This is a genomic window from Buchnera aphidicola (Brachycaudus cardui), assembly GCF_005081945.1.
In the GTDB taxonomy this organism is placed as follows: Bacteria; Pseudomonadota; Gammaproteobacteria; order Enterobacterales; family Enterobacteriaceae; genus Buchnera; species Buchnera aphidicola_AN.
Window position 1 is genome coordinate 317,146 of record NZ_CP034879.1, and the last position, 26,351, is coordinate 343,496.

The following is a 26,351-nucleotide window of genomic DNA, read 5'->3' on the forward strand; positions in this document are numbered from 1 at the left end:
TTTATTAGATTATTGGAAAACAAGAGAAAATAGTGAATAAAGAAATTAAATCAATTAGAGGAATGCATGATTATCTTCCAGAAGAATTAAAACTTTGGAATTACATAGAAACTATTTTAAAAGAAGTTTTATCTAGCTATTGTTATTTGGAAATTAGATTACCTTTATTAGAAAAAACTGAAATATTTAAAAGAGCTATTGGTTGTATTACTGATGTAATTGAAAAAGAAATGTATTCTTTTAATGACCGGAAAGGTAATAGCTTAACTTTACGTCCAGAAGGTACTGTAGGATGCGTACGTGCTATAATACAAAATCATTTATTACATAAAAAAAATAACAGATTTTGGTATTTAGGACCTATGTTTCGATATGAAAGACCACAAAAAGGACGTTATCGTCAATTTTATCAATTAGGTGCTGAAGCCTTTGGAGTAGATACAGAAGATATTGATTTAGAAATGATTTTAATGACTAATCGTTTATGGAAAATAATAGGTATTAATGCATATATAAAATTAGAGATTAATTCTATTGGTTCTCAAAAAGATCGATTTCAATATAAAAAAGCATTAGTAATTTTCCTTAAAAAATATGAACATTTATTAGATGTAGACTGTAGAAGAAGACTATATACTAATCCTTTAAGGATTTTAGATTCTAAAAACAAAGAAGTACAAAAAATACTACAAGAAGCTCCTTTATTAAGTAAATATATTGATATTTCTTCGACTAATCATTTTAAAAATTTATGTAGTATGATTACTGATCATGGAATAAAATATACATATAATCAAAACTTAGTAAGAGGATTAGATTATTATAATAATACTGTTTTTGAATGGAAAAGTAATTATTTAGGTTCGCAAAATACTGTTTGTGCAGGAGGAAGATACGATTCTTTAATTGAAGAAATGGGAGGAAAAAAAACATCTGCTATAGGTTTTGCAATAGGAATAGAACGTTTAGTATTACTAATAAAAACATTAAATATTTTTTATGAAAAAATAGAAGATATTAATATTTATATTATTTTTATAGGAGAAGAAAATAAATATTATGCTATACATTTATCTGAAGAGATTAGAAATTTATATCCAAAATTAAAAATATTTATTGATTTTTTAAATCAAAATCTTCAAAAAAAAATAAAAAACGCTATAAATTCTTCCGCAAAAATTGCTATTATAATAAGTTCTAATAAAATACAAGAAAAAAGCTTTTTAATTAAAGATTTAAAGAATAAAAAAGAATACTATCTTTTAAAAAATCAAATCTTATTAAAGATTAAACAATTTTTTTAAACTTGTATAATATATATTTATATTTTTTAGGAGAAACATGTTTAATTCTAACATAGAATTTTCAAAATATGATCCAGAATTATGGTCTACTATAGAAAAAGAGAATAAAAGACAAGAGCTTCATATAGAATTAATTGCGTCTGAAAATTATACTAGCCGTTATGTCATGCATGCCCAAGGATCACAATTAACAAATAAATATGCAGAAGGTTATCCTAATAAAAGATATTATGGTGGATGTAAATATGTAGATATAATTGAAGAATTAGCAATTAATCGTGCTAAAAAATTATTTAATGCTGATTATGTTAATGTTCAACCTCATTCTGGATCTCAAGCTAATTTTGCTGTTTATACAGCACTTTTAAATCCTGGTGATACAATATTAGGTATGAGATTATCGCATGGCGGTCATTTAACACATGGTTCTCCTGTAAATTTTTCAGGTAAAATATATAATGTTATTTCATATGGAGTAGATCTTAATGGTCACATTAATTATGAAGAATTATTATATCTAGCTAAGAAATACAAGCCAAAAATGATTATTGGTGGATTTTCAGCATATTCTGGAATTTGTAACTGGAAAAAAATGCGTGAAATTGCAGATGAAGTTGATGCATATTTTATAGTTGATATGGCTCATATTGCTGGTTTAGTTGCAGCAAAAATTTATCCTAATCCAATTAGTTATGCACATGTTGTCACTAGTACCACTCATAAAACATTAGCAGGACCAAGAGGGGGGTTAATTCTTGCTCAAGGTGGTAATGAAGCTTTATATAAAAAATTAAATTTATCAGTTTTTCCTGGTGCACAAGGAGGTCCATTGATGCACGTAATTGCAGGAAAAGCAGTTGCATTTAAAGAAGCTTTAGAACCAGAATTTATAAAATATCAAAAACAGATAGTTAAAAATGCAAAAAAAATGGTTCAATCTTTTTTATTAAACGGATATAAGATAATTTCTGGAGAAACTTATAATCATTTATTTTTAATTGATTTAACTAATAAAAAATTAACAGGAAAAGATGCTGATATAGCTTTAAGTAAAGCGAATATCACTGTTAATAAAAATACTATACCTAATGATTTAAAAAGTCCTTTTATTACTTCAGGAATTCGTATTGGAACGTCTGCTGTCACTAGAAGAGGATTTAAAGAAGAAGAAGTTGCTAAAGTTGCAGACTGGATCGTTAATATTTTAAATGATGTTAATGACAAAAATAATATTATTAATATTAAAAGTAAAGTATTAGAAATTTGTACAAAATATCCAGTTTATATTTGATTTAATTAAAAAATTTAGATAAATCTATCTTTATTAAAGATAGTATTAATAATTTATAAAAAAATAATATTGATAAAAAATTTTTAACCGTAATTAAGGTAATCTAATCTTTATTGTTTCAATATTAATGTGATTCTTATTATAAAAATAAGGAATTATACCTAGTAATGGGGATTTTATATAATTTAACAAAGTTTGGATGTAATATATATGATATCTATCATTAGGCAATATATAATTAGCAATCCAACCGCCACATCGTAGTTTATCTGAAAGAATAGCTTTTTCTGTTAAAATAGCATGATTTATACATCCTAACTTTATTCCAACAATCATAATAACAGTTAGTTGTTCTTTTTTGACCCAATCAGAAAAAGTATGATTATAAGATAAAGGAGTATACCATCCACCAGCACCTTCGATTAGAATCCAATTGCTTTTTGTTGCAATATTTTTTAAACCTAAAGATAACTCTTTCATTTGAATAGTTTTTTTTTGAACTTGACTTAAAATATGAGGAGGAGCACTTTCTACAAATGTAATAGGGTTAACTTCTTTATAACTTAAAGTTATAGAACTATTCTTTTTAAGAATTACTGTATCATTATTAATGATACCATATGACTCTTTTTTAGATCCAGAAGATACAGGTTTATATCCTGCTGTATTATATCCTACTTGCGTTGCTTTTTGTAACAGAATACTACTTACAAAAGTTTTACCAATGTTTGTATCAGTTCCAGTAATAAAAAATTTTTTAATCATATTTTTATCTTATTTTAATGAATTATTAAAAAATAAATAAAATGAATTCTATAAAGAATTATGGATGATATAATAGTATTTAGCATTCTATATATGATTGAGTAACTCAATAAATTTAGTTTTGTGTATTTTATAAAATAGCACATAACTATAATATTGAGTTACTCTAGATGATATAATATAAATTATATTATTCTAAAATAAAATATTTATTAAATACATATTTTGGTTTAAAAAATAAAATTACTTAATAATATATTTTTTTATATTATGATATTGCTGCATTATAATATTTATTATTTTTAATTTTTGATGAATTCATAATAGAATTATATTTATTTTTTTCTGATATATTTTGTTTTATGTACTCAGGATTTAAATTTAATTTTTTTAACAACTTCAAATCAATTTCTTCTTCTGGATTTCCTGCAGTTAGTAACTTACATCCATAAAAAATAGAATTTGCTCCAGCCATAAAACACATTGCTTGAGTTTGATCATTCATATTTTGACGGCCAGCAGATAATCTAATATAAGATTGTGGCATCATAATACGAGCAGCAGCAATAATTCTAATGAATTCGAATGGTTCTATATTTTCATTATTTTCCATAGGTGTTCCGGGAATTTTAACTAACATATTAATAGGGATACTTTCTGGTTGAACAGATAAATTAGATAATTCCATTAATAATTCCATTCGATCTTGTACTTTCTCTCCTAAACCCATGATACCACCAGAGCAAATTTTCATACCAGCATTGCGAACTATATTTAAAGTATCTAGTCGTTCTTGGTATGTTCGTGTAGTAACAACATTACTGTAAAAATTACGCGATGTATCCAAATTATGATTATAAAAATCTAATCCTGCATTAGCTAATTTTTTTGCTTGTAAACTATTTAAAGTACCCAAAGTCATACAAGTTTCCATACCCATTAATTTTATTTCTTTAATAATTTTTTCTAAATAAGGTATATCTTTTTCTTGAGGATTTTTCCAAGCTGCACCCATACAAAATCGACTAGAACCTGAAGCTTTTGCTTTTTTTGCAGCATTAATAATTGTTTCTATCTCTAATAACGGTTCTTTTTTTAAGCCTGTTTTATACCTAGCACTTTGTGGACAGTATTTACAATCTTCTGGGCATGCACCTGTTTTTATTGAAAGGAGTGTACTAATTTGTAGTATATTTGGATTAAAATATTCCCTGTGTTTTTTTTGAGCTTGAAACATAAGATCAAAAAATGGTTTTTTAAAAAGTTTTTTTGTTTCTTCTAGAGTCCATTTTTTTTTCATATTATCTCCAAAAAAAATTATGATTTTGTTGTATTAAAGGTTTATACTAGATCATTGAATATTTTGATATATAAATAATGATGAGTCAATCTGATACAATTTTTGATTATAAACATATTTGGCATCCTTATTCACCGATGATTAATCCGATTCCTTCTTATTCTGTTATATCTGCTAAAGGGGTTTATTTAAAACTCAAAAATAAAAAAAATATAATAGATGGCATGTCTTCATGGTGGTCTGCAATACACGGTTATAACCATCCTTTTTTAAATCGAGCGTTAAAGAAGCAAATAAAAAAAATGTCTCATGTTATGTTTGGAGGAATTACACATCCTCCTGCTATCGCACTTTGTCGACAATTAATTGCATTAACACCAAAAAAATTAGAATGTATTTTCCTTTCTGATTCTGGATCAGTAGCTATCGAAGTAGCAATAAAAATGTTAATACAATATTGGCAATCATTAGGTCAAAAAAGAAAACAATTTTTAACTATTCGAAATGGATATCATGGTGATACTTTTGCTGCTATGTCAGTTTCTGATCCTAAAAATTCTTTTCATAAAATATATAACAATTTATTACCAAATAATTTATTTGCAGATGCACCAGTGTCTTCTTTTCATAAAAAATGGCAGAAAAACGATCTTATATCTTTCAAAAAAATAATAGAAGAAAACTCATTAAAAATAGCAGGAGTTATATTAGAACCTATAGTACAAGGTGTAGGAGGAATGAATTTTTATCATCCTACATATTTAAAAAAAATAAAAACTTTATGTAATGATCATCATATTCCACTTATTTTTGATGAAATTGCAACAGGTTTTGGTCGTACTGGAAGACTTTTTGCTTTCGAACATGCTGATGTTACACCAGATATATTATGTTTAGGAAAATCTATTACTGGTGGAACAATAACTTTAGCTGCCACTTTAACATCACGACATATTGCTAATACTATCAGTATGAGTGAAGTGGGTTGTTTTATGCATGGCCCAACTTATATGGCAAATCCTTTAGCATGTGCTGTTGCAAACGCGAATATAAAAATTTTAAAAACCAATCAATGGAAAACACAAGTAGATAAAATTGAAAAACAATTATCTCAAAATTTATTACCTTTAATTAATCATCCTTATGTTATTGATGTACGTATATTAGGCGCTATTGGTGTAGTGGAATGTTCTCATTTAGTAAATATGTTTTTAATTCAAAAATTTTTTGTTGACAATGGTGTATGGATTCGACCATTTAAAAAGTTAATCTATATTGTACCACCTTATATTATTAATCCTGATCAATTAAATAAGCTGACCAATGTTATAATTGAAGCTTTAGATAATAAGTCATTATTTATATTAAATAGTTAAAATTAGAAAAAAATTTTAAAAATATATTAATTTTTGTTAATTGTATGCATAAGTATCCATATTGGATTCGTACTAGTATTATAGATATTAATTTTTTTTAATGTTCCATTTATCTGAGAAATACTATATAAAATAAATGTATTAGATTTTTCTCCAGTTACTATTAAATATGTATTATTATCATTGATAGAAAAAGATCGGGGTTGTTCTACTGTTGGATAACTTTCAAAAAAAGTAATGTTATAATTCTTTTGATCAATATGAAATAAAGAAATAATATTTAAAAATCGATCAGAAGCATATAAAAAACGACCACATTGTGTGATATGAATATCAGAAGACCAATAGCGATCTGAAAGTACATTATTTAATATATTAATGTTTTGTATATTTTCTACTTGTATAATGTTATTTTTTTTATTTATTCTCCATACATCTATAGTTCCATTAAGTTCATTTATAGTATAAATAAAATCTTTATTTGGATGAAATATAATATGACGTGGTCCAGAGTTTTTTTTAGTATGTAATAATTTCTGTTCAGTATTTTTTAATATTCCATGATCTGTTAAATGATATAGATAAATGGTATCTTCCTTTAAAGACATAACAAATAAAATATTGTATTTATAATTTATTTTAGCAGAATGGCAACCTTCTATATTATAAATAATTTGTATTGGATTTTGAGGAATACCATATTTATTTAGCGGGCTAACACTAATACAATTAGAATTGTATGAGCTGCAAAATAAAAATTCTTTAGTATAGTTTAAAGAAATATAATTTGGATTTCCAGGAATAAAACTTTCACTTTTTTTTTTCAAAAAACCATTATCATCAATACAGTATGTAATAATTCTATTATTAGGACGAATACCAGCGTATAACAAATTTTTACTCTTAATAATTTTAAGAGGTTGCACTTGACCATCTGTTATAACTGTTTGTATGAGATTCATTTCTCCATTTTTATATAAATTCCATACTTCTATATTTTCACTAACTGAATTTGCAATATATACAACTTCTTTCATATAATTCCTTTAATATTTTTTGATAATTATGTCATATAAATTCTTTATATGATAATAAATTTTAATTAAAAATATTTTTTAATCATGATTGTTTACTTAAATTATATAATATATTTTTGATCCAAATTAGACGTAAATAATCATCATTTGGATGCCAAATAAATTGTAGTGTTGTTGAATTTTTCATTTTCCAAGTATTAGGTTCATCTTGAAATATTTTTAATAGATATTGAGTATTAATTGAATTCTTATTATTAAATTCTATAATGCCTATTTTTTTATTAGATTTAATACGTTTTATACCTATTTTATATGCTATTAATCGAATTTTAGCAATTATAATTAAATTTTTAGAAAAATCAGGTAATGGTCCAAATTGATAGATTAATTCATTTTTTATTTGTTCTATGTTGTTTTCATTTTCAGCATTAAAAATTTTTTTATAAAAAAATAATCTTGTATTAACATCTACAATATAGTTATCAGGTAATAAAGAAGATACATATAGTTCCACTTCCAATGGTTTTTTTAATAATTTATCAATAGATAAATGTTCTCCAGTTTTTAATAGGTCAATGGCATTACGTAATAATTTCATATATAAAGAAAAACCTATGTTTTTCATGTGTCCACTTTGCTCTTTACCTAATATTTCTCCTATTCCTCTAATTTCAAGATCTTGATTAGAAAGAGAAAACCCTCCTCCAAAATTATTAACTGATGAAATAGCTTCTAATCTTTTTTTTGCATTAATAGTCATTTTATTAAAATTATTCACTAGGAATAAAGCATATGCTTGATAGCGTGATCTACCAATTCGACCCCGTAGTTGATGAAGTTGAGATAATCCAAAATGATCAGAGTTTTCAATAATAATTGTATTTGCTCTTGGAATATCAATACCACTTTCAATAATTGTAGTACAAATTAAAACATTAAATTTATTGTTATAAAACTCATTCATAACTTTTTGTAAATCAATGTTACTCATTTGTCCATGACCTATTTTAATATTAGCTTCGGGAATTAATTTTGATAATCTTTCAGCAATATTTATAATATTTTTAACTTTGTTATATACGTAATAGACTTGACCACCACGTAATATTTCTCGTAAAATAGTGTTTCTGACTAATGTAGAACTGTATTCTTGAATATAAGTTTTTACTGCTAATCTTTGAGCAGGCGGTTTTTCTATAATTGATAAATCTTTTATACCAGTCATAGCCATATTTAAAGTACGAGGAATAGGTGTAGCTGTTAAAGTTAATATATCAATATTAGAGTATTTTTTTTTGATAATTTCTTTATGATTAACACCAAATCTATGTTCTTCATCAATAATTAGTAAACCAAGATCATACCATTCTATCTCTTTTAATAATAATTTATGAGTTCCTATTAAAATATCAATTTTACCATTTTTAGTATGTTGAAGAAGTAAATTTTGTTGTTTTTGATTTTGAAATCTAGATATTAAATCAATGTAAAAAGACCAATTAGAAAAGCGTTTTTTAAAATTTTCATAATGCTGTTGAGCTAACAATGTAGTTGGGACTAAAACTGCTACTTGTTTTTTATTAGATACAGATAAAAAAGCAGATCTCATTGCAATTTCTGTTTTTCCAAAACCTACATCGCCACAAATTAAACGATCCATAGGAGTGGATTTATACATATCTTTTAATACAGATTTTATTACTTGATCTTGATCTGGTGTAATTTGAAATAAACAATCTTTAGAGAATATTTGATATTTTTCTTCATTTTTTTTAAATGAAAAACCTTCTATAGATGCTCTATTAGCATAAATATCTAATAATTGTGCAGCATGATCATATAAAGTTTTACTGATTTTTTGTTTTTGTTTATTCCATTCATCACCTCCTAATTTATGAAGAGGAGCATGTTCTATTGATGTTTCTGTATAAGGGGAAATAAGATGAAGAGATGACACAGGTAAATATAACTTGTCTTCTTCTGCATATGAAATTATTAAATATTCAGATTTAATACTCGCAGTTTTTATTGTTGTTAATCCTTGATATCGTCCAATACCATGCTCAACATGTATAATAGGATGATTAAAAATCAGTTGAGATAAATTGTTTTTTTGTATGTGAGTATTGTCTATAATTGTTGCAATAGATGTATTTTGAGTAATTATTGGTAATAAATCTTTCGTACAAATAAATAAAATATTATTTTTTTTATCAAAAAATCCATTTTTTAATTTACTATTCGTATAAAAAAAATTACTTTCTTTATTAATATCAATTATTTTTTCTATATATTGAGGATAGATTTTATTTTCTATTAATACTTTTAAAATTTTTTGTATATATTCTTTTTTATTTAAACAAAATATTATTTTTCCTGAAAATGAATGAATAAAAGATAATAATTTTTTTATTTTTTCTTGATTGTCGACATTTTTAAATACATGAGGCAACTGTTTGCATGTCAAATTAATAATTTTTTTATTTTTTAAAATATAATCATCTATAATTGGCATAAAAGAATCTTTCTGTAAAGAAAGTAATTTATCTTTATTTTTCATTAATATCTTTTTAGTTAAAATTTTAATATTATATCTATTTTTATATTTTAAAAACAGTTATTTAGATAAAATCATATATATTTTTTAAAAAATAAACGTGTTAATGTAAGTGTATTATAGCGATGGTAAATTATATTAAATATCAAATTTGACTTTTTTATACATTTTTCTATAAATATTTTTATATTTCAATACTTTCAAAAAATAAATTGATTAAATATTAATTATATATAAGATAAAACTTCATTAATAATTTCGAAATAAGTTGTTATTTAATTTTAAATACAGTTAATAATATCTATTTTTTTAACTAAAATTATATTAGTTTTTAAATGAAATAAAATTTATTTAAATAAAACTATAAAATAGAGTAAAAAAGATAATATATTTAATAGAAAATAATATTTTTATACGAATAAAAATAAAATTTATTATACTAATAATACTTTAAAAAATTAAAATTCATGATTATTCCATGTTAATTTATTTATGAAATATTTTAAATTTTTTTATTTTCAACTTATTTAATTTAAGAAAAAAAATAATGTATCATCCTATATATATATTTATTGGTTTGCGTTATCTATGGAATTCTCATTTACCAAAATTTAAAAAATTTCTTATTCTTTTATCTATTATGGGTATTAGCATCAGTGTTTTTTCTCTTATTATTATAATATCTATTATGAATGGATGTGAAAAAAATTTTGAAAAAAATATTTTATCTTTTATTCCACATTTAATTATTACGAATAAAAATAAATATGTTAATAAATCAGAATTTCCTAAAAATATTTTAAAATTGAATAGCATTAAAAAAATTTCTGATTTTATTAATAAAGATATCCTTATTAAAAATAAGAATAACATCACTACAGGTCAAATAGTTGGTATCGATATTAATAATGATAAAAATATAGGTAACTATCATATAAAAAATATCTTAGATCTATTAAAACCAGATAAATATAATGCAATTATAGGAAAAGAATTAGCTAAAAAACTTGATATACATATTGGTGATGAAATTAAAATTATTCTTTTATCAAAAAATATAAAAGAACAAGTATTTAAAATAATTAGTATATTTTCTACTCAAAATGAAATTGATTATTATCAAATATTAATTAATAAAAAAGATAGCATGCATTTTTTAAACTATTCTAAAAATTATATTACTGGTTGGCGAGTATGGTTAAAAAAACCATTATCTTTGAATTTTCAGGAGATAAAAAAAATAGTACATCCTTTAATATTATATGATTGGACATTACAAAAAGGTAATTTCTTTAAAGCTATAAGAATTGAAAAATACATGATGATATTTTTATTTATATTAGTTCTATTGGTAGCTATTTTTAATATTTTTATAACTCTTTCTATTTATACAATAGAAAAAACAAATACTATTGCAATTTTAAAATCACAAGGATTATCAGATTGGAAGATTATGTTAATATTTATTACACTAGGATCAAGTATTTCTATTATTGGAAGTACAATTGGTACAATTGTCAGCATTGTATTAATAATAGAAAATAATTGCTTACAGTCTTTCATTCAAGTCGTTTTTAATAGTATGAATATTCCAATAATTATGATGCCATTTCAAATTTTTTTTATTAATATAATATCAATATTCATTACAATTTTTGCAACATTTTATCCAGCTTGGAATGCTATAAAAATACAACCATCTAGGATTTTATCTAATGAATAATATCATTATAAAATGTATTAATTTAACAAAATCTTATCAAGATGGAGATCTTATTTATAATATTATAGAAAAAATATCATTTGAGTTAAATAAAGGAGAAGTAGCTGCTATTATCGGAAAATCAGGATCTGGTAAAACTACATTATTACATCTAATTGCCGGTTTAGATAAACCTACATCTGGATCTATATTGTTTAATGGAAAAGCATTAAATTTTATGTCATCTAATGAAATATCAAAATTTAGAAATCAAGAAATCGGTTTTGTTTATCAATTCCATCATTTAATGTTAGATTTTAATGTATTAGAAAATGTTGCAATACCTCTTCTAATTAATCATAAAAAAAAGAAAGAATCTGAAGCAATTTCGTATGAAATATTAAAAAAAGTACATTTAGAACATAAAATAAAAAAATATCCTTCTGAATTATCTGGTGGTGAAAGACAACGTGTTGCTATTGCTCGAGCTTTTGTAAATAATCCTTCGTTAATAATAGCAGATGAACCTACTGGAAATTTAGACCAATATAATACTGATGTTATTTTTAATTTAATATTAAAATTAAATAGTGATTTTAATACTACTTTCTTAATTGTTACTCATGATACTACTTTAATAAAAAAAATACCTATTTTATTGAAAATGAAAAGTGGTCAATTATTTAAATAATAAAAATTAATATAAAAAAGAAATATTCAATGAATTTTTTACCTTTGCTAATTGTAAAACGATTAGGTTTAAAAAAAGACAAAAGTTATATGGTATTATTTATTTCCATTTTATCTAAGATGGGAATATCTATTAGTGTTTTTGCATTACTTATAAGTTTTAGTGCATTTAACGGTTTTCAAATATTTTTGAATAAAAAAATTTTATCAACTTTACCTCATGGAATTATTCAGTTCACTGATAAAACATCATTAAAATGGCAAGATGTAATTAAAAAATTATTTTTATTTCCAGAAATTACCTATTGTGAGCCTTATATTATAGCTAATGGATTTTTAATAATTAATAATGAAATCAAACTGATTGAAATTAAAAGTTTTAGTAATATTGAATATTTAAAAAAAAAATTTCTTTAATAAACAATAAAAGTGATTTTGGACAAAAAAACTATAAATATCAAATTATTATTTCATCTTATTTAGCAAATGATTTATTAATTAAAAAAAATGATTCAATTAAATTACTTTTTTTTAATTCACATTTACAAAATTTTTCTTTTAAAATAAAAGATATATTTGAGTCAAACGGATTTTTAGATACAAATGTAGCATATATACCTTTTGAATTTTTTCAAAAATTTTTTAATATAAAAGATAACATTAATGCAATTGAATTACATATGTCTAATCCTTTTAATGCTAATGAAATTCTTAAAAAGGTAATAAAAAAAATAGATACTCCTCTTTTTACATATAGTTGGATTAATAGTTATAAATATATATACGACGACATCAAAAAAATGAAAGTCATGATATATTTTATACTATTTTTACTAACAATTATTTCGTCTTTTAGCATTACATCTATTTCAATTATGACTATATCTAAAAAAACACAAGAAATTGCTATTTTACGTACTATGGGCGCTACTAAGTTTCTTATTCAAATAATTTTTGTATATTATGGATTACGTTCTGTAATCGTTGGAGCTTTTATTGGTTTAATCACAGGTATCATAACAGTTTTAAATTTTGAAAATATAGTATTTTTGTTAAATAAATACTTTAAGGATAATATACTATTAGATAATATCTATTATCATCATTTTTTAATATTGAAACTAAATATTTCAGACATAATAATAATATTTACGACTACTATAATAATAGGAATAATAGCAAATTGGTATCCAGCATATTACGCTTCAAAAATTAATCCTAGTAAAATATTAAAAGAATACTAACATGATTTATATTTCATTAATTAAATAATAATAATATATATTAAAATAAAATATTTTCAATTTTAGAAATGCTATATTTTAAAAAGAGGAAAAAATGACTATTAAAGTTGGAATTAATGGATTTGGTCGTATTGGACGTGTATTATTTCGATTAGCTCAAAAACGTTCAGATATTGAAATTATAGCTATTAATGACTTATTAAGTCCTGAATATATAGCTTATATGTTAAAATATGATTCTACTCATGGAATGTTTAGAAAGAATATTAAAGTTGGAAAAGAATCTATTACTATAGATGGTCAAACTATCAGAATTACTGCAATAAAAGATCCTGAAAAATTAATGTGGGGTAACTTATCTATTGATGTTGTTATTGAATCAACAGGTCTTTTTTTAACGAAAGATACTGCTTATAAACATATTTTAGCTGGATCAAAAAAAGTAGTTATAACAGGACCATCTAAAGATGGTATTCCTATGTTTGTTAGAGGAGCTAATTTTGATCAATATAAAGGAGAAAATATTGTATCAAATGCTTCATGTACTACTAATTGTTTAGCTCCTTTATCTAAAGTTATAGATGATGAATTAGGCATTATAGAAGGTTTAATGACTACTGTTCACGCTAGTACAGCTACTCAAAAAATTGTTGATAGTGCATCTTCTAAAGACTGGAGAGGTGGTAGAGGAGTATTACAAAACATTATTCCATCATCTACTGGAGCAGCTATTGCTGTAGGAAAAGTTTTACCTAACTTAAATGGTAAATTAACTGGTATAGCATTTAGAGTACCTGTATCAAATATATCTGTAGTAGATTTAACAGTACGATATAAAAAAACAGCTACATATAAAGAAATATGTGAGATAATTAAATACGCTTCTCAAGAAGAAATGCGAGATATTATAGGATATACTGAAGATGAAGTAGTATCTTCAGATTTTAACGGTCAAGAATTAACTTCTATATTTGATGCTAAAGCAGGTTTATGTTTAAATAAAAATTTTGTTAAATTAATATCTTGGTATGATAATGAAACAGGTTATTCTAGTAAAGTTCTTGATCTAGTATCTTTAGTAGCTAAAATATAATATTTTTTTATATTTTAATTATATAATGAGAATATGTTTTATTTTTTTATCTCAAATAAATAGCAGTATTGAATATTTCATTTAATACTGCTATTTATATTTTAAAAAACATTCTATTTTTATTGTCTAGCCATTCTAATAAGACATGGGGAAAAAGGAGTATTGCTACGCCATGGATTAATATCAATACCACCTCTACGTGTATATCTTGCATATACGCTCAGTTTTTTAGGTTTACAGATATTTTCAATATCATTAAAAATTCTTTCAATGCACTCTTCATGAAATTCATTACAACTACGAAAAGAAATTAAATAAAATAGCAATGCAGCATGATTAATTTTTTGACCAGAATATATAATTTGTATTGATGCCCAATCAGGTTGTTTAGTAATTGGACAATTAGATTTTAATAAATGACTATATAAAGATTCTTCTACTATTTCATTATTAGAAGAATTAATAAGTAATAACGGATTATATTTATAAGATGTAACTTGAATATCTTGATTATCTATACACATTCCATAGAATTCTGATATTTTTTGATTTTTAATCTCATTTAAATTAAATAATTTTATAGAGACTTCTCCACACACACATTTTATAAGATCTAGTTCTAAAGTCTTAACTAATGTTGTATGATGATCAAATTTAATTTGATGAAAACTATTTATATAAATTTTCAAACTTTTAGATTCAAAAATATTTTTACTAGTCACATTAACTTCTACTCTAGCAATGGCTATTTGGGGTAATCCGTTTCTGTTCAACCATGATAATTCATATAATGTCCAAATATCTTTTCCAATAAAAGGCAAATGGATATAATTTAATTCAATCATCTTACGATGTTTGTCACGAGGAATACTTTTTAATAAACTAAAATGATCTATTTGAGAGTTCATATTTTTTCTTTTTATTTATTTTTTTAAATATTAGTATAAAAAATATTTTTTATATAATTATCTTTAAAAAATAATATGATTCTTTTAAAGAAAGTATATATATTTTATGTTACATTGAGAATAATATTAGGAAGAATTTTTTTTATCCACTCTACAACTCTTAATTTAGTTTTATCTGATTGACGATCTTCATCTAAAACTAATCCGAAAAAATAATCTTTATTTAATAAAGCTTTAGAATTGTCAAAATTATATTCTTTTGTAGACCATTTTCCAATTATATTAGCATTATTTTTTTTTAATATATTATATATTACTCCTATTGCATCACAAAAATATTCACCATAATCTTCTTGATCACCACATCCAAATAATGCTACAGTTTTATTTGAAAAATTAATTTTTTTCAGAATAGGTAGAAAATCATCCCAATCACATTGTACTTCACCATAGTACCAAGTAGGTATTCCTAATATTAAAAAATTAAAAGATTCCATATCTTGTTTAGAAGTATTACAAATATCATATAATGTAGCAATTTTTTCACCTATACATTGTTGTATTAATTTTGCTATTTTCTCTGTGTTTCCAGTATCACTTCCAAAAAAAATACCTATTTTTTTCATTTTAGCCGCCTATAATAAATATATTATTAAAAACAAATAATATGTTAATGTATAAATATCTATATTTTATTGATATATAGAAAAATATAATTTTTAAAAGATTTTATATTAAAACTATTTAAAAAACGTTTTTATTATATTAATAAAAATTAAAATTTTTTAACAAAATAAAAAAATTAAAATATTATGCAAAAAAATTTAATTTGGTTTCGAAATGATCTTCGTTTATATGATCATACAGCTTTAAATGAAGCATGTAAATCTGATGAAGATCAAGTAATAGCTTTGTTTATTGCTACTCCTGAGCAATGGAGTAATCATTTTATGTCTAGTAAAAAAATATCTTTTCTTTACTACCATTTAATCTCTTTAAAAAAAGAATTATTAAAATTAAATATTATTTTACATTATTATGAATCTACTAATTTTTTAAAATCTATCGAATATTTAATGTATTTTTGTTCTCAACATAAAATAAATAATTTATTCTATCATTATGAATATGAAAATAATGAACGTAATAGAGATTGTTTAGTAAAAAAACAATTATCTCAACAAGGAGTTGTTGTAAAAGGTTTTCATGACAAACTTTTAGTTTCAGGCCAATACATAAAAAATAAAAAAAATCAAACATATAAAGTTTTTTCTTTTTTTAAAAAAAAAATAATAGAAAATTTACAGTATAATATACCTTTATGTTTTCCTATTCCCTCTAAAAGAAAATTAAATAAAAATTCTTGTTCTCATTTTTTTTCTTCTGAAAAAATAAATCTTAACTTCAATAAAAAAATTTTTCCTATTGGAGAAATAGCAGCTATTAATAGATTAAAAATTTTTTGTAAATATAAAGCAAATGATTATTTATTAAAAAGAAATTTTCCTTTTTTAGATAGTACAAGTATGTTATCTCCTTATCTATCTTTAGGAATAATATCATCTCGGCACTGTCTTATAAAGTTCTTAAAAGAACAAAAAAATATTTCATTAAATATTTTATACTCTTCATCTTGGTTGAATCAAATATTATGGCGTGAATTTTATTATCATTTATTAATCGCTTTTCCAAAAATCAGTAGATATCAATCATTATCACTATGGGAAAAAAATATTGATTGGAGTACTAATATAAAATATTTGAATGCTTGGAAGGAAGGAAATACTGGTTTTCCTATAGTAGATGCTGGAATGAGACAATTAAACAAACTAGGTTGGATGCATAATCGATTAAGAATGATTACAGCAAGCTTTTTAGTAAAAAATCTTTTAATTAATTGGAGAGAAGGGGAAAAATATTTTATGTCTCATTTAATTGATGGAGATCTAGCATTAAATAATGGAGGCTGGCAGTGGTGTGCATCTGTTGGTAGTGACTCTGTACCTTATATAAGAATTTTTAATCCATGCAATCAATCAAAAAAAATTGATAAATTAGGTATGTTTATAAAAAAATTTATCCCAGAGTTAAGACATGTACCTAACCAGTATATTCATCAACCGCAAGAATGGTCTCATCGAAATCATTATAAAATAGATTATCCTGCTCCAATAATAAATTATAACGATAGTAGAAAAAAGGCTCTATTAATATTTAATAAAGCACGATTATCTTTTAAAAAATAGGTATAAAAAATTTATGAAAAATTTTGTTTTAGAAGAAATTATTAATAAAAAATTATCATCTCAAAAATATACTGATATAGTTCCTAATGGTTTGCAAATTGAAGGTTCTAAAATAGTAAAAAAAATTATTACTGGAGTCACTGCTTGTCAAGATTTAATAGATGAATCACTATTATATCATGCTGATGCAATAATAGTACATCATGGTTACTTTTGGAAAAATGAATCTCAATATATACATAATATGAAAAGAAATAGATTAAAAACTATACTCTCTAATGATATTAATTTATATAGTTGGCACTTACCTTTAGATATTCATTCTGAATTAGGCAATAATGCACAAATAGCTAAAAAATTAAATATTTTTATTAAAGGTCATATTTTACCTTATGTATTTTGGGGTATTATAGAAGATAAAATAACTGGTGTTGATTTTGCAAAAAAAATAGAAAAAAAATATAAAAAATATCCTATACATGTATATAAAAATGCACCTCTTTACATTAAACGTATTGCTTGGTGCAGTGGTAAAGGACAAAGTTTTATTAAAGAAGCATATGCATTTGGAATAGATGCTTTTTTAACAGGTGAAATTTCAGAAGAAACTACTCATATTGCTAAAGAATTAGGTATACATTTTTTTGCTTTAGGTCATCATATCACTGAAAAAGATGGTATTAAATCTTTAGGAGAATGGTTATATATTAAATACAATTTAGATGTTAATTTTATTGATATTTATAATCCAGCATAATTATCGAAAAATAAAAAATCAGATGATAATATAAATGTTTAAACATTTATAATATTTAAGGTAGCAATTTCTTTTAAAAATAAAATTATGAAAAAAAATCAAATAAAATATTGGTTACAGTCCTCTTGGTTGTCTATAAACAATCAAAATTATATAGAAGAAATATATAAAAATTTTTTAAAAAACCCCCAATCTATTGATATCTCTTGGCATTCTGCATTGTTAGATATTTCTCAAGATAAAAAAAATATACATTATCTAGATAATTTAAAAGATCATAACTGTCAATTAATCGATAGAATGAATTCTATTATTAATACATTTCGTACACAAGGTTATAAACAATCTTTAATTGATCCTCTTCAATTACTAGAACAAAAAATTATTAAAAGTTTAGATTTGACATCTTATAATTTTACTAAAGAAGAAATAGAAAAAACTGTTGAAATAAATTTCAAAAATAGTCATCAATTTAAAACAAATATTATAGATTTACATAAAACATTGTCTAAAAAATACTGCAGTTCTATTGGTTTTGAATATATGTATATGGATAATGCATTAGAAAAAAAATCAATTTCAGATTATATAGAATCTTTTTATCAAGAAGAATTATTAAAAACAGAAGAAAAAATTAATTTTTTAAAAGAAATAACTTATGCTGAAATGTTAGAAAAACATTTGGGAAAAAAATTTCCTGGTGTTAAAAGATTTTCGTTAGAAGGAGCTGAAGCATTAATTCCAATATTGCATGAAACTATAAGATACTCAAAAAAAAATAATATATCTGAAATAATATTGGGTATGGCTCATAGAGGTAGATTAAACGTACTAGTGAATGTTTTAAATAAAAGTCCTGAAATCTTATTTAAGGAATTCTCTGGTACTAGTATATTAAAAAATATTAGTGGTGATGTGAAATATCATATGGGAGGTATTTCAGAAATAAAAAATGAGAAAACAATATTATTTAAAATGGCATGTAATCCATCTCATTTAGAAATAATTAGCCCAGTAGTCTCAGGAATGGCTCGATCTTCTATTGATCAATTAGGAAAATGTAATAGCGAAATATTACCCATTAATATTCATGGAGATGCTTCTGTAATCGGTCAAGGTGTAGTACAAGAAACATTGAATATGTCTCAAACAGAAGGCTATCAAGTAGGAGGTACCATTCATATCGTTATTAATAATCAAATTGGATTTACTACTTCTGACCCAAAAACACTTCGTTCAAGTCAATATTGTACTGATATCGCTAAAATAATTCAAGCACCAATATTTCACGTTAATGCAGACGATATAGAAGCATGTATTTTTACTATACAATTAGCTCTTTATTTTAGAAATAAATTTAAAAAAGATGTTTTTATAGATCTTGTATGTTATAGACGTCATGGACATAATGAAGTAGATGATCCATCTGTTACACAACCTATTATGTATCAAAAAATAAATAATCATCCTACTGTAAGAGAAATATATTCTAATTTATTAATATTAAAAAAAATAATCACACCTCAAAAAAATCAAGAAATTATGAATAAATATTCTTATAAATTAAGAACAGGTGATCATATTTTTTCAAGACATAAAAAAATTAATTTTCAATATGAAAAACCTGTAACTTCTTTCAAGGAAAAAAATATAAAACAGATTATAAAAAATATAAATCAAGCTAATTTAAAAAAATTATCCTATTTAATTAATAGTATTCCTGATTCAATTAAGATGCATCCTAGAGTAAAAAATATTTATGAAGATAGATTAAAAATGTCTAAAGAATTAAAATTATTTGACTGGGGTGCAGCTGAAACATTAGCTTATGCAACAATTATCAACGAAGGTATTTCTTGTAGATTTTCAGGAGAAGATGTAAGTAGAGGTACTTTTTTTCATCGACATGCATTCATTCATGATCAAATTAATGGTTCTATTTATATACCTTTAAATCATATTAGAAAAAAACAAGGAAAATTTCAAATTTGGAATTCTGTACTATCTGAAGAAGCAGTATTAGCTTTTGAATATGGTTATTCTTTATTTCCATCTAAAACATTAACTATTTGGGAAGCTCAATTTGGAGATTTTGTTAATGGTGCTCAAATAGTTATTGATCAATTCATTAGTTCTGGTGAACAAAAATGGAATCAAAACTGCAATTTAGTTATTTTATTACCTCATGGATATGAAGGACAAGGACCTGAACATTCATCAGGAAGAATTGAAAGATTTCTACAACTTTGCGCAGAAGAAAATATACAAATATGTATACCTACTACATCTTCACAAATATTTCATATTTTACAACAACAAATATTCAATGAAATTTACAAACCACTCATTATATTTACTCCTAAATCTCTTTTAAGACATCCTATGGCAAGATCTTCTTTAGATACTCTTATCAATGGAAGTTTTAAGAAAATAATAGATGAAATAGATCATAATAATAAAATAGCAAAACGTCTTATTTTTTGTACTGGAAAAATCTATTATGATTTATTAGAAAAACGTCGTAACAATAATATTGTGAATATTATTTTAGTGCGTATTGAACAATTATATCCATTTCCTCATAATGAAATATTAACCATATTAAAAAAATATTTTTATATAAAAGATTTTATTTGGTGTCAAGAAGAACCTTGTAATCAAGGTGCATGGTTTTATATTAAAAATTATTTAAATGATATGATTCCGTCAAATGCTTCATTAAAATATATTGGTCGTTTATCTTCTGCTGCACCTGCAGTAGGATATATATCTTTACATAAAATACAACAAGAAAAAATAATTAATACTGCATTAAATATTAATTAAAAAATAGGACAGGTAATGAAAAAAATAAATATTATTGTTCCAGATTTACCAGAATCTATTAGTGATGCAACAATTGTAAAATGGCATAAAAAAATAGGAGATATGGTTTTATCTGATGAAAATATAGTTGATATTGAAACCGATAAAGTAATGTTAGAAATTTCATCTCCGTGTAATGGACAATTACAATCAATTTTAGAGATAGAAGGAGCAATAGTTAAATCACAACAAATTATAGGTGAAATAAATCATTTAGATAATGTTAAAAAAAATATTATTGATGATCCTGTTATAGAAAAAAAAGAAAATCTATTCAATCAAACAGAAATCATGACACATTTCACACCTTCTACAAGACGCTTGATGAAAATCAATTTAATGGATAGTGATTTTCCGCACTCAAAACAAATAATAGAAAACAAAAATCATAATCAAAATATTATAGAAAAAGAATCTAATATAAATATATTACAAGAAGGGTTCATCGAGCAATCCAAAAATAGTAAAGTTCAACATCGAGTCACTATGAGTCGATTAAGACAAAGAATTGCAGAAAGATTATTATATAGTACTCAAAATACAGCAATGCTAACAACTTTTAATGAAGTAAATATGCATCCAATAATACTTTTGCGTAAAAAATATGGTAAAGATTTTGAGAAAGAACATGGAATCCGCATTGGATTTATGTCTTTTTTTGTAAAAGCAGTAATACAATCTTTAAAAAAATTTCCAGAAATAAATGCTTCTATAGATAAAACAGATATAATTTATTATAAAAATTTTGATATTAGTATTGCTATTTCAACACCAAAAGGATTAATAACACCAGTATTAAGAAATGCTGAAAATATGACTATGTCAGAAATAGAAAAAAAAATAAAAGAATTTTCTATTAAAGGACTTCAAAATAAAATTGATATAAAAGATTTAACAGGAGGAAACTTTACCATTACTAATGGCGGTATTTTTGGATCTTTAATGTCTACACCAATTATTAATCCTCCTCAAACAGCTATATTAGGAATGCATACAATTCAAGATCGACCAATAGTTGTTAATGGAAAAATTAAAATTCTTCCAATGATGTATTTAGCTTTATCTTATGATCATCGTTTAATAGATGGTAAAGAATCAGTAGGTTTTCTAGTATCTATTAAAAATATATTAGAGGATTTTACTCGTATCTTAATAGATATTTGAAATTATATTGATTATTTAAAATATTTTTATTTGCTTTAAAAGTACAGGGATTGAATTAAACGCAACTGTACTTTTATAATCAAAATAAAACATTTTAAATTAAAGAATCATTAATTATCTTTATACAATAATATGAGAAAAAACATGATAGCTAAAAAAGTAGTTTTAATTAGACATGGTCAAAGCGTATGGAATGAACTTAATCAATTCACTGGATGGCATGACGTAGAATTAACTAGAAAAGGAAAAGATGAAGCTCAATCTGCAGCTTTATTATTAAAAAAAAATAATTTCTTTTTTGATTGCTCTTATACATCTGTATTAAAAAGAGCAATACATACTTTACAGTATATTTTAGATGAAATAGACCAATCTTGGTTATCAGTTCAAAAAACTTGGCGTTTAAATGAAAGGCATTATGGTGCACTAGAAGGATTAAATAAAAATCAAGTGATTGAAAAATATGGAGAAAAAAAAGTCATGTTATGGAGAAGAAGTTTTAATATTACTCCTCCTAAAATTAGCATGCATGATAAACGATTCCCAGGACATGATAGACGTTATTCTCATTTAAAATTTGATAAAATTCCTTTAGGAGAAAGTTTAGAAACAACTGCAATAAGAGTAATTCCTTATTGGGATCAAGTTATTTATCCTGAATTAAAAAAAAATAAAAAAATACTTATTGTAGCACATGGAAATTCATTACGTGCATTAGTACAATATCTTAATAAAATAGACAATCAAAAAATTTTAGAATTAAATATTCCAACTGCAACACCTATTATTGTAGAATTCAACGAACAATATATTCCTATAAAATGGTACTATTTAAAATAGTTGTATTAAAAAATCATTTTTTTTATTTTTCATTATTCCTAAAAAATTTCATACTCAATTGATATAGTTATATTTAAAATTATATTCATATTTCATAATACAAATGTATTTTTTTCAAAAATTATGTTTCATAGAATGTTTTTATAGAAATTTCAAATCGAGGTTGTAATGGTTAAAAAAATTGGAGTCTTGACCAGTGGTGGAGATGCTCCAGGTATGAATGCTGCAATTCGAGGAGTAGTAAGAACAGCACTTAGTGAAAAATTAGAAGTTTTTGGAGTTTATGACGGATATTTAGGTCTATATGAAAATCGTATGAAACAACTAGATAGATATAGTGTTTCTGATATGATTAATAAAGGTGGAACATTTTTAGGATCAGCTAGATTTTCTGACTTTTATAAAAAAAAAATACGTTCTATTGCTGCTAATAACGTAAAAAAAAGGAAAATAGATGGTCTAGTTGTTATTGGAGGTGATGGATCTTATATAGGAGCTCAAAAATTAACAGAAATAGGTGTGCCATGTATTAGTATTCCAGGTACTATAGATAATGATGTTGCAGGTACTGATTATACAATAGGTTATTTTACAGCTTTACAAACAGTTGTTGAAGCTATTGATCGATTACGTGATACTTCTTCTTCTCATCAACGCATTTCTATTGTAGAAGTAATGGGAAGATATTGTGGAGATTTAACATTAGCTGCAGCAATTGCTGGAGGCTGTGAATTTATTGTGTTACCAGAAATTCATTATACTAAAGAAGAATTAGTTATTGAAATAGAAGCTGGTATAGCTAAAGGTAAAAAACATGCTATCGTTGCAATAACAGAATACATTTGTGATGTAGAAAAATTAGCTCGATATATTCAAAAAAAAACAAATAGAGAAACTAGAGCAACAATTCTTGGACATATTCAAAGAGGTGGTGCACCAGTTGTATATGATCGTATATTAGCCTCTAGAATGGGTGCATATGCTGTTGAATTATTGATACAAGGTCATCAAGGTAAATGTGTTGGAGTACAAAATGAAAAAATGGTCTTTAATGATATAACAAATGCGTTAAAAAATATGAAACGTACTTTTAAAAGAGATTGGTTAATCACTGCTAAAAAGTTATACTAATATAAAAATTAGTGCCGGTGTTTCCGGCGCTCTCTTTTATTTTTTTAAAATAAGATTATATAGGTTATTTAAAAATGAATTTTTACACAAAAAAAAATATCCTTAAGCAATGTATTGTTGAATTTTTTGGAACAGGACTAATAATATTTTTTGGAACAGGATGTTTATTAGCTTCAAAATTAACAAATATCTATTTAAATTCATTTGAAATAAGCTTTATTTGGGGTTTAGCAGTATCTATATCAATTTATTTTAGTTCTTCAATATCAGGGGCTCATCTAAATCCAGCTATTACTATTTTTTTTTGGTTATCTTGTAAGATTCATAAGAAAAAAGTACTTCCATATATTATATCTCAAATTTTTGGCGCTTTTTTTTTTACAATGTTAATATATTTTCTTTACTATCGCGAATTAGTTTCATTTATTAATCATAATAATATTATTATAGGTTCTCAAGAAAGCCTTAATTTAGCTTCTATTTTTTGTATATATCCTAATTTTAATAATAGTTTTATTCGTAATGCTATAATAGAAGTATTTACAGCTGCTTTTTTTATGATAATTTTATTACAGTTAAATAATAAAAAAAATAATAAATTATTATATAATAGTTCTATAAGACCAATATTAATAGGAATATTAGTTTTTATGATCAATTTATCTATAAGTCCTATCAATAACATCAGTCTCAATCCGGCAAGAGATCTAGGTCCTAAGATATTTCTTAGTTTAATTGGATGGGGTGTTTTTTCTTTTACTGGAGGAAGTAATAATTTTTTATATTTTTTAATTCCTGCTATAGGTCCTATTATAGGTATTAATTTAGGTGGTTGGACTTATAAAATACTGATGAACAATGACTTTTTAAAAAATAAAAATATTAATAATATTTAGTTACTTTTTCTGCTATCGCTATAATTTTACAAAATTCTTTTGAATCTAAAGATGCACTTCCAATTAGTAAACCATCTATATCAGGTTCTTTAATGAACTCTTCTGCATTAATAGCGTTAATAGAACCACCATATTGAACTATTATATTTTTTATACTTGTAGGATCATGCTGTGCAATATAATCCTTGATAAATTTATGTATAAATTGTACATATTTTGGATCAGCTGATAAACCAGTACCAATCGCCCAAATAGGTTCGTATGCAATAACTGTATTTCTAAATACTGATTTACCTAATACCTGAAACATGCAATTTAGTTGTTCTATAAGGATTTTTGTTGTTTGATTATAATTTTTATTTTTTTCTATTTCACCTATACATAAAATAGGTATTAAATTTAATTTTTTTATTAAATCAAATTTTTTTACAAGTATATCATTAGTTTCATTATGCAATAAACGTCTTTCAGAATGTCCTATAATAACGTATTTTACACCTATATCTCGCAACATTAAAATAGAAGTTTCACCTGTAAATGCACCTTTGAGATTAATATCAACATTTTGTGCACCAAGAAAAATATCAATGTTATTAAGATTTTTATAAATTTCACTTAAGTATATAGTAGGAGGAGCAATTACAATAATATTTTTTTTTGAAAGAACTGATAAACATGATTTTACACATTTGATATACTGAGAAATCATTTTTATACTTCCATTTAATTTCCAATTTGCTACAAGTAAATGTTTTTTCATTTTTTCTCCTAATAATTTTTTTATAGAATTATAGAAACTAAGTTTTTTTATAAAAAAATTATATAGACTTAGTTTCTATTGTAGAAATTTAAAATATGCTATTTGTATATATTCGTACAAATTCGTAATTGTTTACCTGGTTTGAAATAGGGGACATATTTTTCATTTAATTTGACTATTTTTCCAGTTTTTGGATTTCGACCAATACGAGCGGAACGATAATGTAAAGAAAAACTGCCAAATCCTCGAATTTCAATTCTTTGACCTTTTGCTAACGACATTGTCATATGTTCTAACATTTCTTTTATAGCACTTTCTATTATCTTATTTGAAATATGAATTTTTTTTTCTGAAATTCTTTCAAATAATTCTGACTTTGTCATAAAACCTCTATATTAATATACTTTAAAAATTTATTTACTTTT

At 23.9% G+C, this 26,351-nt stretch carries 23 protein-coding genes; 15 read left to right on the plus strand and 8 right to left on the minus strand.

Translation table 11 applies throughout. The features are described from left to right. Positions 1-32: 32 nt before the first annotated feature. On the plus strand, positions 33-1,304 hold the full coding sequence (hisS, locus tag D9V67_RS01465) for a histidine--tRNA ligase (RefSeq protein ID WP_158359411.1): 1,272 nt from the start codon (positions 33-35) through the stop codon (positions 1,302-1,304). Between the two features lie 37 nt (positions 1,305-1,341). Next, the gene (glyA, locus tag D9V67_RS01470; RefSeq protein WP_158359414.1) at positions 1,342-2,595 is read left to right on the plus strand and encodes a serine hydroxymethyltransferase; all 1,254 of its coding nucleotides are present in this window, start codon (positions 1,342-1,344) and stop codon (positions 2,593-2,595) included. Positions 2,596-2,688: 93 nt separating this feature from the next. Here the strand turns inward: glyA and bioD are convergent, their stop codons facing one another. Continuing rightward, a complete protein-coding gene (gene bioD, locus D9V67_RS01475; protein ID WP_158359416.1) occupies positions 2,689-3,360 on the minus strand; it encodes a dethiobiotin synthase in 672 nt (223 codons plus the stop codon). A gap of 268 nt (positions 3,361-3,628) precedes the next feature. After that, the gene (gene bioB, locus D9V67_RS01480) at positions 3,629-4,660 is read right to left on the minus strand and encodes a biotin synthase BioB (RefSeq protein WP_158359418.1); all 1,032 of its coding nucleotides are present in this window, start codon (positions 4,658-4,660) and stop codon (positions 3,629-3,631) included. 80 nt (positions 4,661-4,740) lie between these two features. Between bioB and bioA the strand changes: the two genes are divergently transcribed. Next, positions 4,741-6,036, plus strand: coding sequence for an adenosylmethionine--8-amino-7-oxononanoate transaminase (bioA, locus tag D9V67_RS01485; protein ID WP_158360084.1), 1,296 nt, complete (start codon positions 4,741-4,743; stop codon positions 6,034-6,036). 26 nt (positions 6,037-6,062) lie between these two features. Here bioA and pgl read toward each other — a convergent pair whose 3' ends face one another. Both pgl and mfd read right to left on the minus strand, forming a co-directional pair. Then, on the minus strand, positions 6,063-7,073 hold the full coding sequence (pgl, locus tag D9V67_RS01490; RefSeq protein ID WP_158359420.1) for a 6-phosphogluconolactonase: 1,011 nt from the start codon (positions 7,071-7,073) through the stop codon (positions 6,063-6,065). Positions 7,074-7,155: 82 nt separating this feature from the next. Beyond that, a complete protein-coding gene (gene mfd / locus D9V67_RS01495; RefSeq protein WP_261979665.1) occupies positions 7,156-9,633 on the minus strand; it encodes a transcription-repair coupling factor in 2,478 nt (825 codons plus the stop codon). Between the two features lie 544 nt (positions 9,634-10,177). On the opposite strand from mfd, the gene D9V67_RS01500 reads away from it, so the two are divergent. The 5 genes from D9V67_RS01500 (at position 10,178) to gap (ending at position 14,359) form a co-directional block, all read left to right on the plus strand. Next, the gene (locus D9V67_RS01500) at positions 10,178-11,353 is read left to right on the plus strand and encodes an FtsX-like permease family protein (RefSeq protein WP_158359422.1); all 1,176 of its coding nucleotides are present in this window, start codon (positions 10,178-10,180) and stop codon (positions 11,351-11,353) included. Further along, positions 11,346-12,023, plus strand: a complete 678-nt coding sequence (gene lolD / locus D9V67_RS01505; protein WP_158359424.1) for a lipoprotein-releasing ABC transporter ATP-binding protein LolD — start codon at positions 11,346-11,348, stop codon at positions 12,021-12,023. The genes D9V67_RS01500 and lolD overlap by 8 nt, the downstream gene beginning before the upstream one ends. 29 nt (positions 12,024-12,052) lie before the next feature. Beyond that, positions 12,053-12,439: a hypothetical protein gene (locus D9V67_RS03230; RefSeq protein ID WP_261979666.1), complete on the plus strand. Its 387-nt coding sequence runs from the start codon at positions 12,053-12,055 to the stop codon at positions 12,437-12,439. 263 nt (positions 12,440-12,702) lie between these two features. Continuing rightward, positions 12,703-13,266, plus strand: a complete 564-nt coding sequence (locus D9V67_RS03235) for an FtsX-like permease family protein (protein ID WP_261979667.1) — start codon at positions 12,703-12,705, stop codon at positions 13,264-13,266. Positions 13,267-13,360: 94 nt separating this feature from the next. Then, the gene (gene gap, locus D9V67_RS01515) at positions 13,361-14,359 is read left to right on the plus strand and encodes a type I glyceraldehyde-3-phosphate dehydrogenase (protein WP_158359427.1); all 999 of its coding nucleotides are present in this window, start codon (positions 13,361-13,363) and stop codon (positions 14,357-14,359) included. Between the two features lie 119 nt (positions 14,360-14,478). Here gap and queF read toward each other — a convergent pair whose 3' ends face one another. After that, on the minus strand, positions 14,479-15,267 hold the full coding sequence (queF, locus tag D9V67_RS01520) for an NADPH-dependent 7-cyano-7-deazaguanine reductase QueF (protein WP_158359429.1): 789 nt from the start codon (positions 15,265-15,267) through the stop codon (positions 14,479-14,481). Positions 15,268-15,371: 104 nt separating this feature from the next. Then, the gene (gene fldA, locus D9V67_RS01525) at positions 15,372-15,893 is read right to left on the minus strand and encodes a flavodoxin FldA (protein ID WP_158359431.1); all 522 of its coding nucleotides are present in this window, start codon (positions 15,891-15,893) and stop codon (positions 15,372-15,374) included. Between the two features lie 186 nt (positions 15,894-16,079). Here fldA and phrB point away from each other — a divergent pair, with 186 nt between their 5' ends. From phrB to D9V67_RS01560, 7 genes are all read left to right on the plus strand, one after another. After that, positions 16,080-17,513, plus strand: a complete 1,434-nt coding sequence (gene phrB / locus D9V67_RS01530; RefSeq protein WP_158359433.1) for a deoxyribodipyrimidine photo-lyase — start codon at positions 16,080-16,082, stop codon at positions 17,511-17,513. A 13-nt stretch (positions 17,514-17,526) separates the two neighbouring features. Next, the gene (locus D9V67_RS01535; RefSeq protein WP_158359436.1) at positions 17,527-18,270 is read left to right on the plus strand and encodes a Nif3-like dinuclear metal center hexameric protein; all 744 of its coding nucleotides are present in this window, start codon (positions 17,527-17,529) and stop codon (positions 18,268-18,270) included. 87 nt (positions 18,271-18,357) lie between these two features. After that, positions 18,358-21,096: a 2-oxoglutarate dehydrogenase E1 component gene (locus D9V67_RS01540; RefSeq protein ID WP_158359438.1), complete on the plus strand. Its 2,739-nt coding sequence runs from the start codon at positions 18,358-18,360 to the stop codon at positions 21,094-21,096. Between the two features lie 15 nt (positions 21,097-21,111). Continuing rightward, positions 21,112-22,299, plus strand: coding sequence for a dihydrolipoyllysine-residue succinyltransferase (gene sucB / locus D9V67_RS01545; protein WP_158359441.1), 1,188 nt, complete (start codon positions 21,112-21,114; stop codon positions 22,297-22,299). A gap of 144 nt (positions 22,300-22,443) precedes the next feature. Beyond that, a complete protein-coding gene (gene gpmA / locus D9V67_RS01550) occupies positions 22,444-23,139 on the plus strand; it encodes a 2,3-diphosphoglycerate-dependent phosphoglycerate mutase (protein ID WP_158359443.1) in 696 nt (231 codons plus the stop codon). Positions 23,140-23,307: 168 nt separating this feature from the next. Further along, positions 23,308-24,270: a 6-phosphofructokinase gene (gene pfkA, locus D9V67_RS01555; RefSeq protein WP_158359446.1), complete on the plus strand. Its 963-nt coding sequence runs from the start codon at positions 23,308-23,310 to the stop codon at positions 24,268-24,270. Positions 24,271-24,344: 74 nt separating this feature from the next. Beyond that, positions 24,345-25,166 carry an MIP/aquaporin family protein gene (locus tag D9V67_RS01560; RefSeq protein WP_158359448.1) on the plus strand — a complete coding sequence of 274 codons (822 nt, stop codon included), beginning with the start codon at positions 24,345-24,347 and terminating at the stop codon, positions 25,164-25,166. On the opposite strand, the gene tpiA is transcribed toward D9V67_RS01560, so the two are convergent. Together tpiA and ihfB are read right to left on the minus strand one after the other, a co-directional pair. Then, positions 25,153-25,926: a triose-phosphate isomerase gene (gene tpiA / locus D9V67_RS01565; RefSeq protein WP_158359451.1), complete on the minus strand. Its 774-nt coding sequence runs from the start codon at positions 25,924-25,926 to the stop codon at positions 25,153-25,155. The two genes, D9V67_RS01560 and tpiA, sit on opposite strands and share 14 nt — an antisense overlap. Before the next feature lie 98 nt (positions 25,927-26,024). Then, positions 26,025-26,309 carry an integration host factor subunit beta gene (gene ihfB, locus D9V67_RS01570; protein WP_158359453.1) on the minus strand — a complete coding sequence of 95 codons (285 nt, stop codon included), beginning with the start codon at positions 26,307-26,309 and terminating at the stop codon, positions 26,025-26,027. Positions 26,310-26,351 lie beyond the last annotated feature (42 nt).

Bases quoted from the DNA above. Each gene is read 5' to 3' on its own strand.
- tpiA (WP_158359451.1), bottom strand. From the start codon at position 25,926: ATGAAAAAACATTTACTTGTAGCAAATTGGAAATTAAATGGAAGTATA.
- D9V67_RS01535 (WP_158359436.1), top strand. From the start codon at position 17,527: ATGAAAAATTTTGTTTTAGAAGAAATTATTAATAAAAAATTATCATCT.
- pfkA (WP_158359446.1), top strand. From the start codon at position 23,308: ATGGTTAAAAAAATTGGAGTCTTGACCAGTGGTGGAGATGCTCCAGGT.
- gap (WP_158359427.1), top strand. From the start codon at position 13,361: ATGACTATTAAAGTTGGAATTAATGGATTTGGTCGTATTGGACGTGTA.
- lolD (WP_158359424.1), top strand. From the start codon at position 11,346: ATGAATAATATCATTATAAAATGTATTAATTTAACAAAATCTTATCAA.
- D9V67_RS01500 (WP_158359422.1), top strand. From the start codon at position 10,178: ATGTATCATCCTATATATATATTTATTGGTTTGCGTTATCTATGGAAT.
- queF (WP_158359429.1), bottom strand. From the start codon at position 15,267: ATGAACTCTCAAATAGATCATTTTAGTTTATTAAAAAGTATTCCTCGT.
- bioA (WP_158360084.1), top strand. From the start codon at position 4,741: ATGAGTCAATCTGATACAATTTTTGATTATAAACATATTTGGCATCCT.
- pgl (WP_158359420.1), bottom strand. From the start codon at position 7,073: ATGAAAGAAGTTGTATATATTGCAAATTCAGTTAGTGAAAATATAGAA.
- gpmA (WP_158359443.1), top strand. From the start codon at position 22,444: ATGATAGCTAAAAAAGTAGTTTTAATTAGACATGGTCAAAGCGTATGG.
- glyA (WP_158359414.1), top strand. From the start codon at position 1,342: ATGTTTAATTCTAACATAGAATTTTCAAAATATGATCCAGAATTATGG.
- bioB (WP_158359418.1), bottom strand. From the start codon at position 4,660: ATGAAAAAAAAATGGACTCTAGAAGAAACAAAAAAACTTTTTAAAAAA.
- D9V67_RS03235 (WP_261979667.1), top strand. From the start codon at position 12,703: ATGTCTAATCCTTTTAATGCTAATGAAATTCTTAAAAAGGTAATAAAA.
- D9V67_RS01560 (WP_158359448.1), top strand. From the start codon at position 24,345: ATGAATTTTTACACAAAAAAAAATATCCTTAAGCAATGTATTGTTGAA.
- sucB (WP_158359441.1), top strand. From the start codon at position 21,112: ATGAAAAAAATAAATATTATTGTTCCAGATTTACCAGAATCTATTAGT.
- bioD (WP_158359416.1), bottom strand. From the start codon at position 3,360: ATGATTAAAAAATTTTTTATTACTGGAACTGATACAAACATTGGTAAA.
- fldA (WP_158359431.1), bottom strand. From the start codon at position 15,893: ATGAAAAAAATAGGTATTTTTTTTGGAAGTGATACTGGAAACACAGAG.
- phrB (WP_158359433.1), top strand. From the start codon at position 16,080: ATGCAAAAAAATTTAATTTGGTTTCGAAATGATCTTCGTTTATATGAT.
- D9V67_RS01540 (WP_158359438.1), top strand. From the start codon at position 18,358: ATGAAAAAAAATCAAATAAAATATTGGTTACAGTCCTCTTGGTTGTCT.
- mfd (WP_261979665.1), bottom strand. From the start codon at position 9,633: ATGAAAAATAAAGATAAATTACTTTCTTTACAGAAAGATTCTTTTATG.
- ihfB (WP_158359453.1), bottom strand. From the start codon at position 26,309: ATGACAAAGTCAGAATTATTTGAAAGAATTTCAGAAAAAAAAATTCAT.
- D9V67_RS03230 (WP_261979666.1), top strand. From the start codon at position 12,053: ATGAATTTTTTACCTTTGCTAATTGTAAAACGATTAGGTTTAAAAAAA.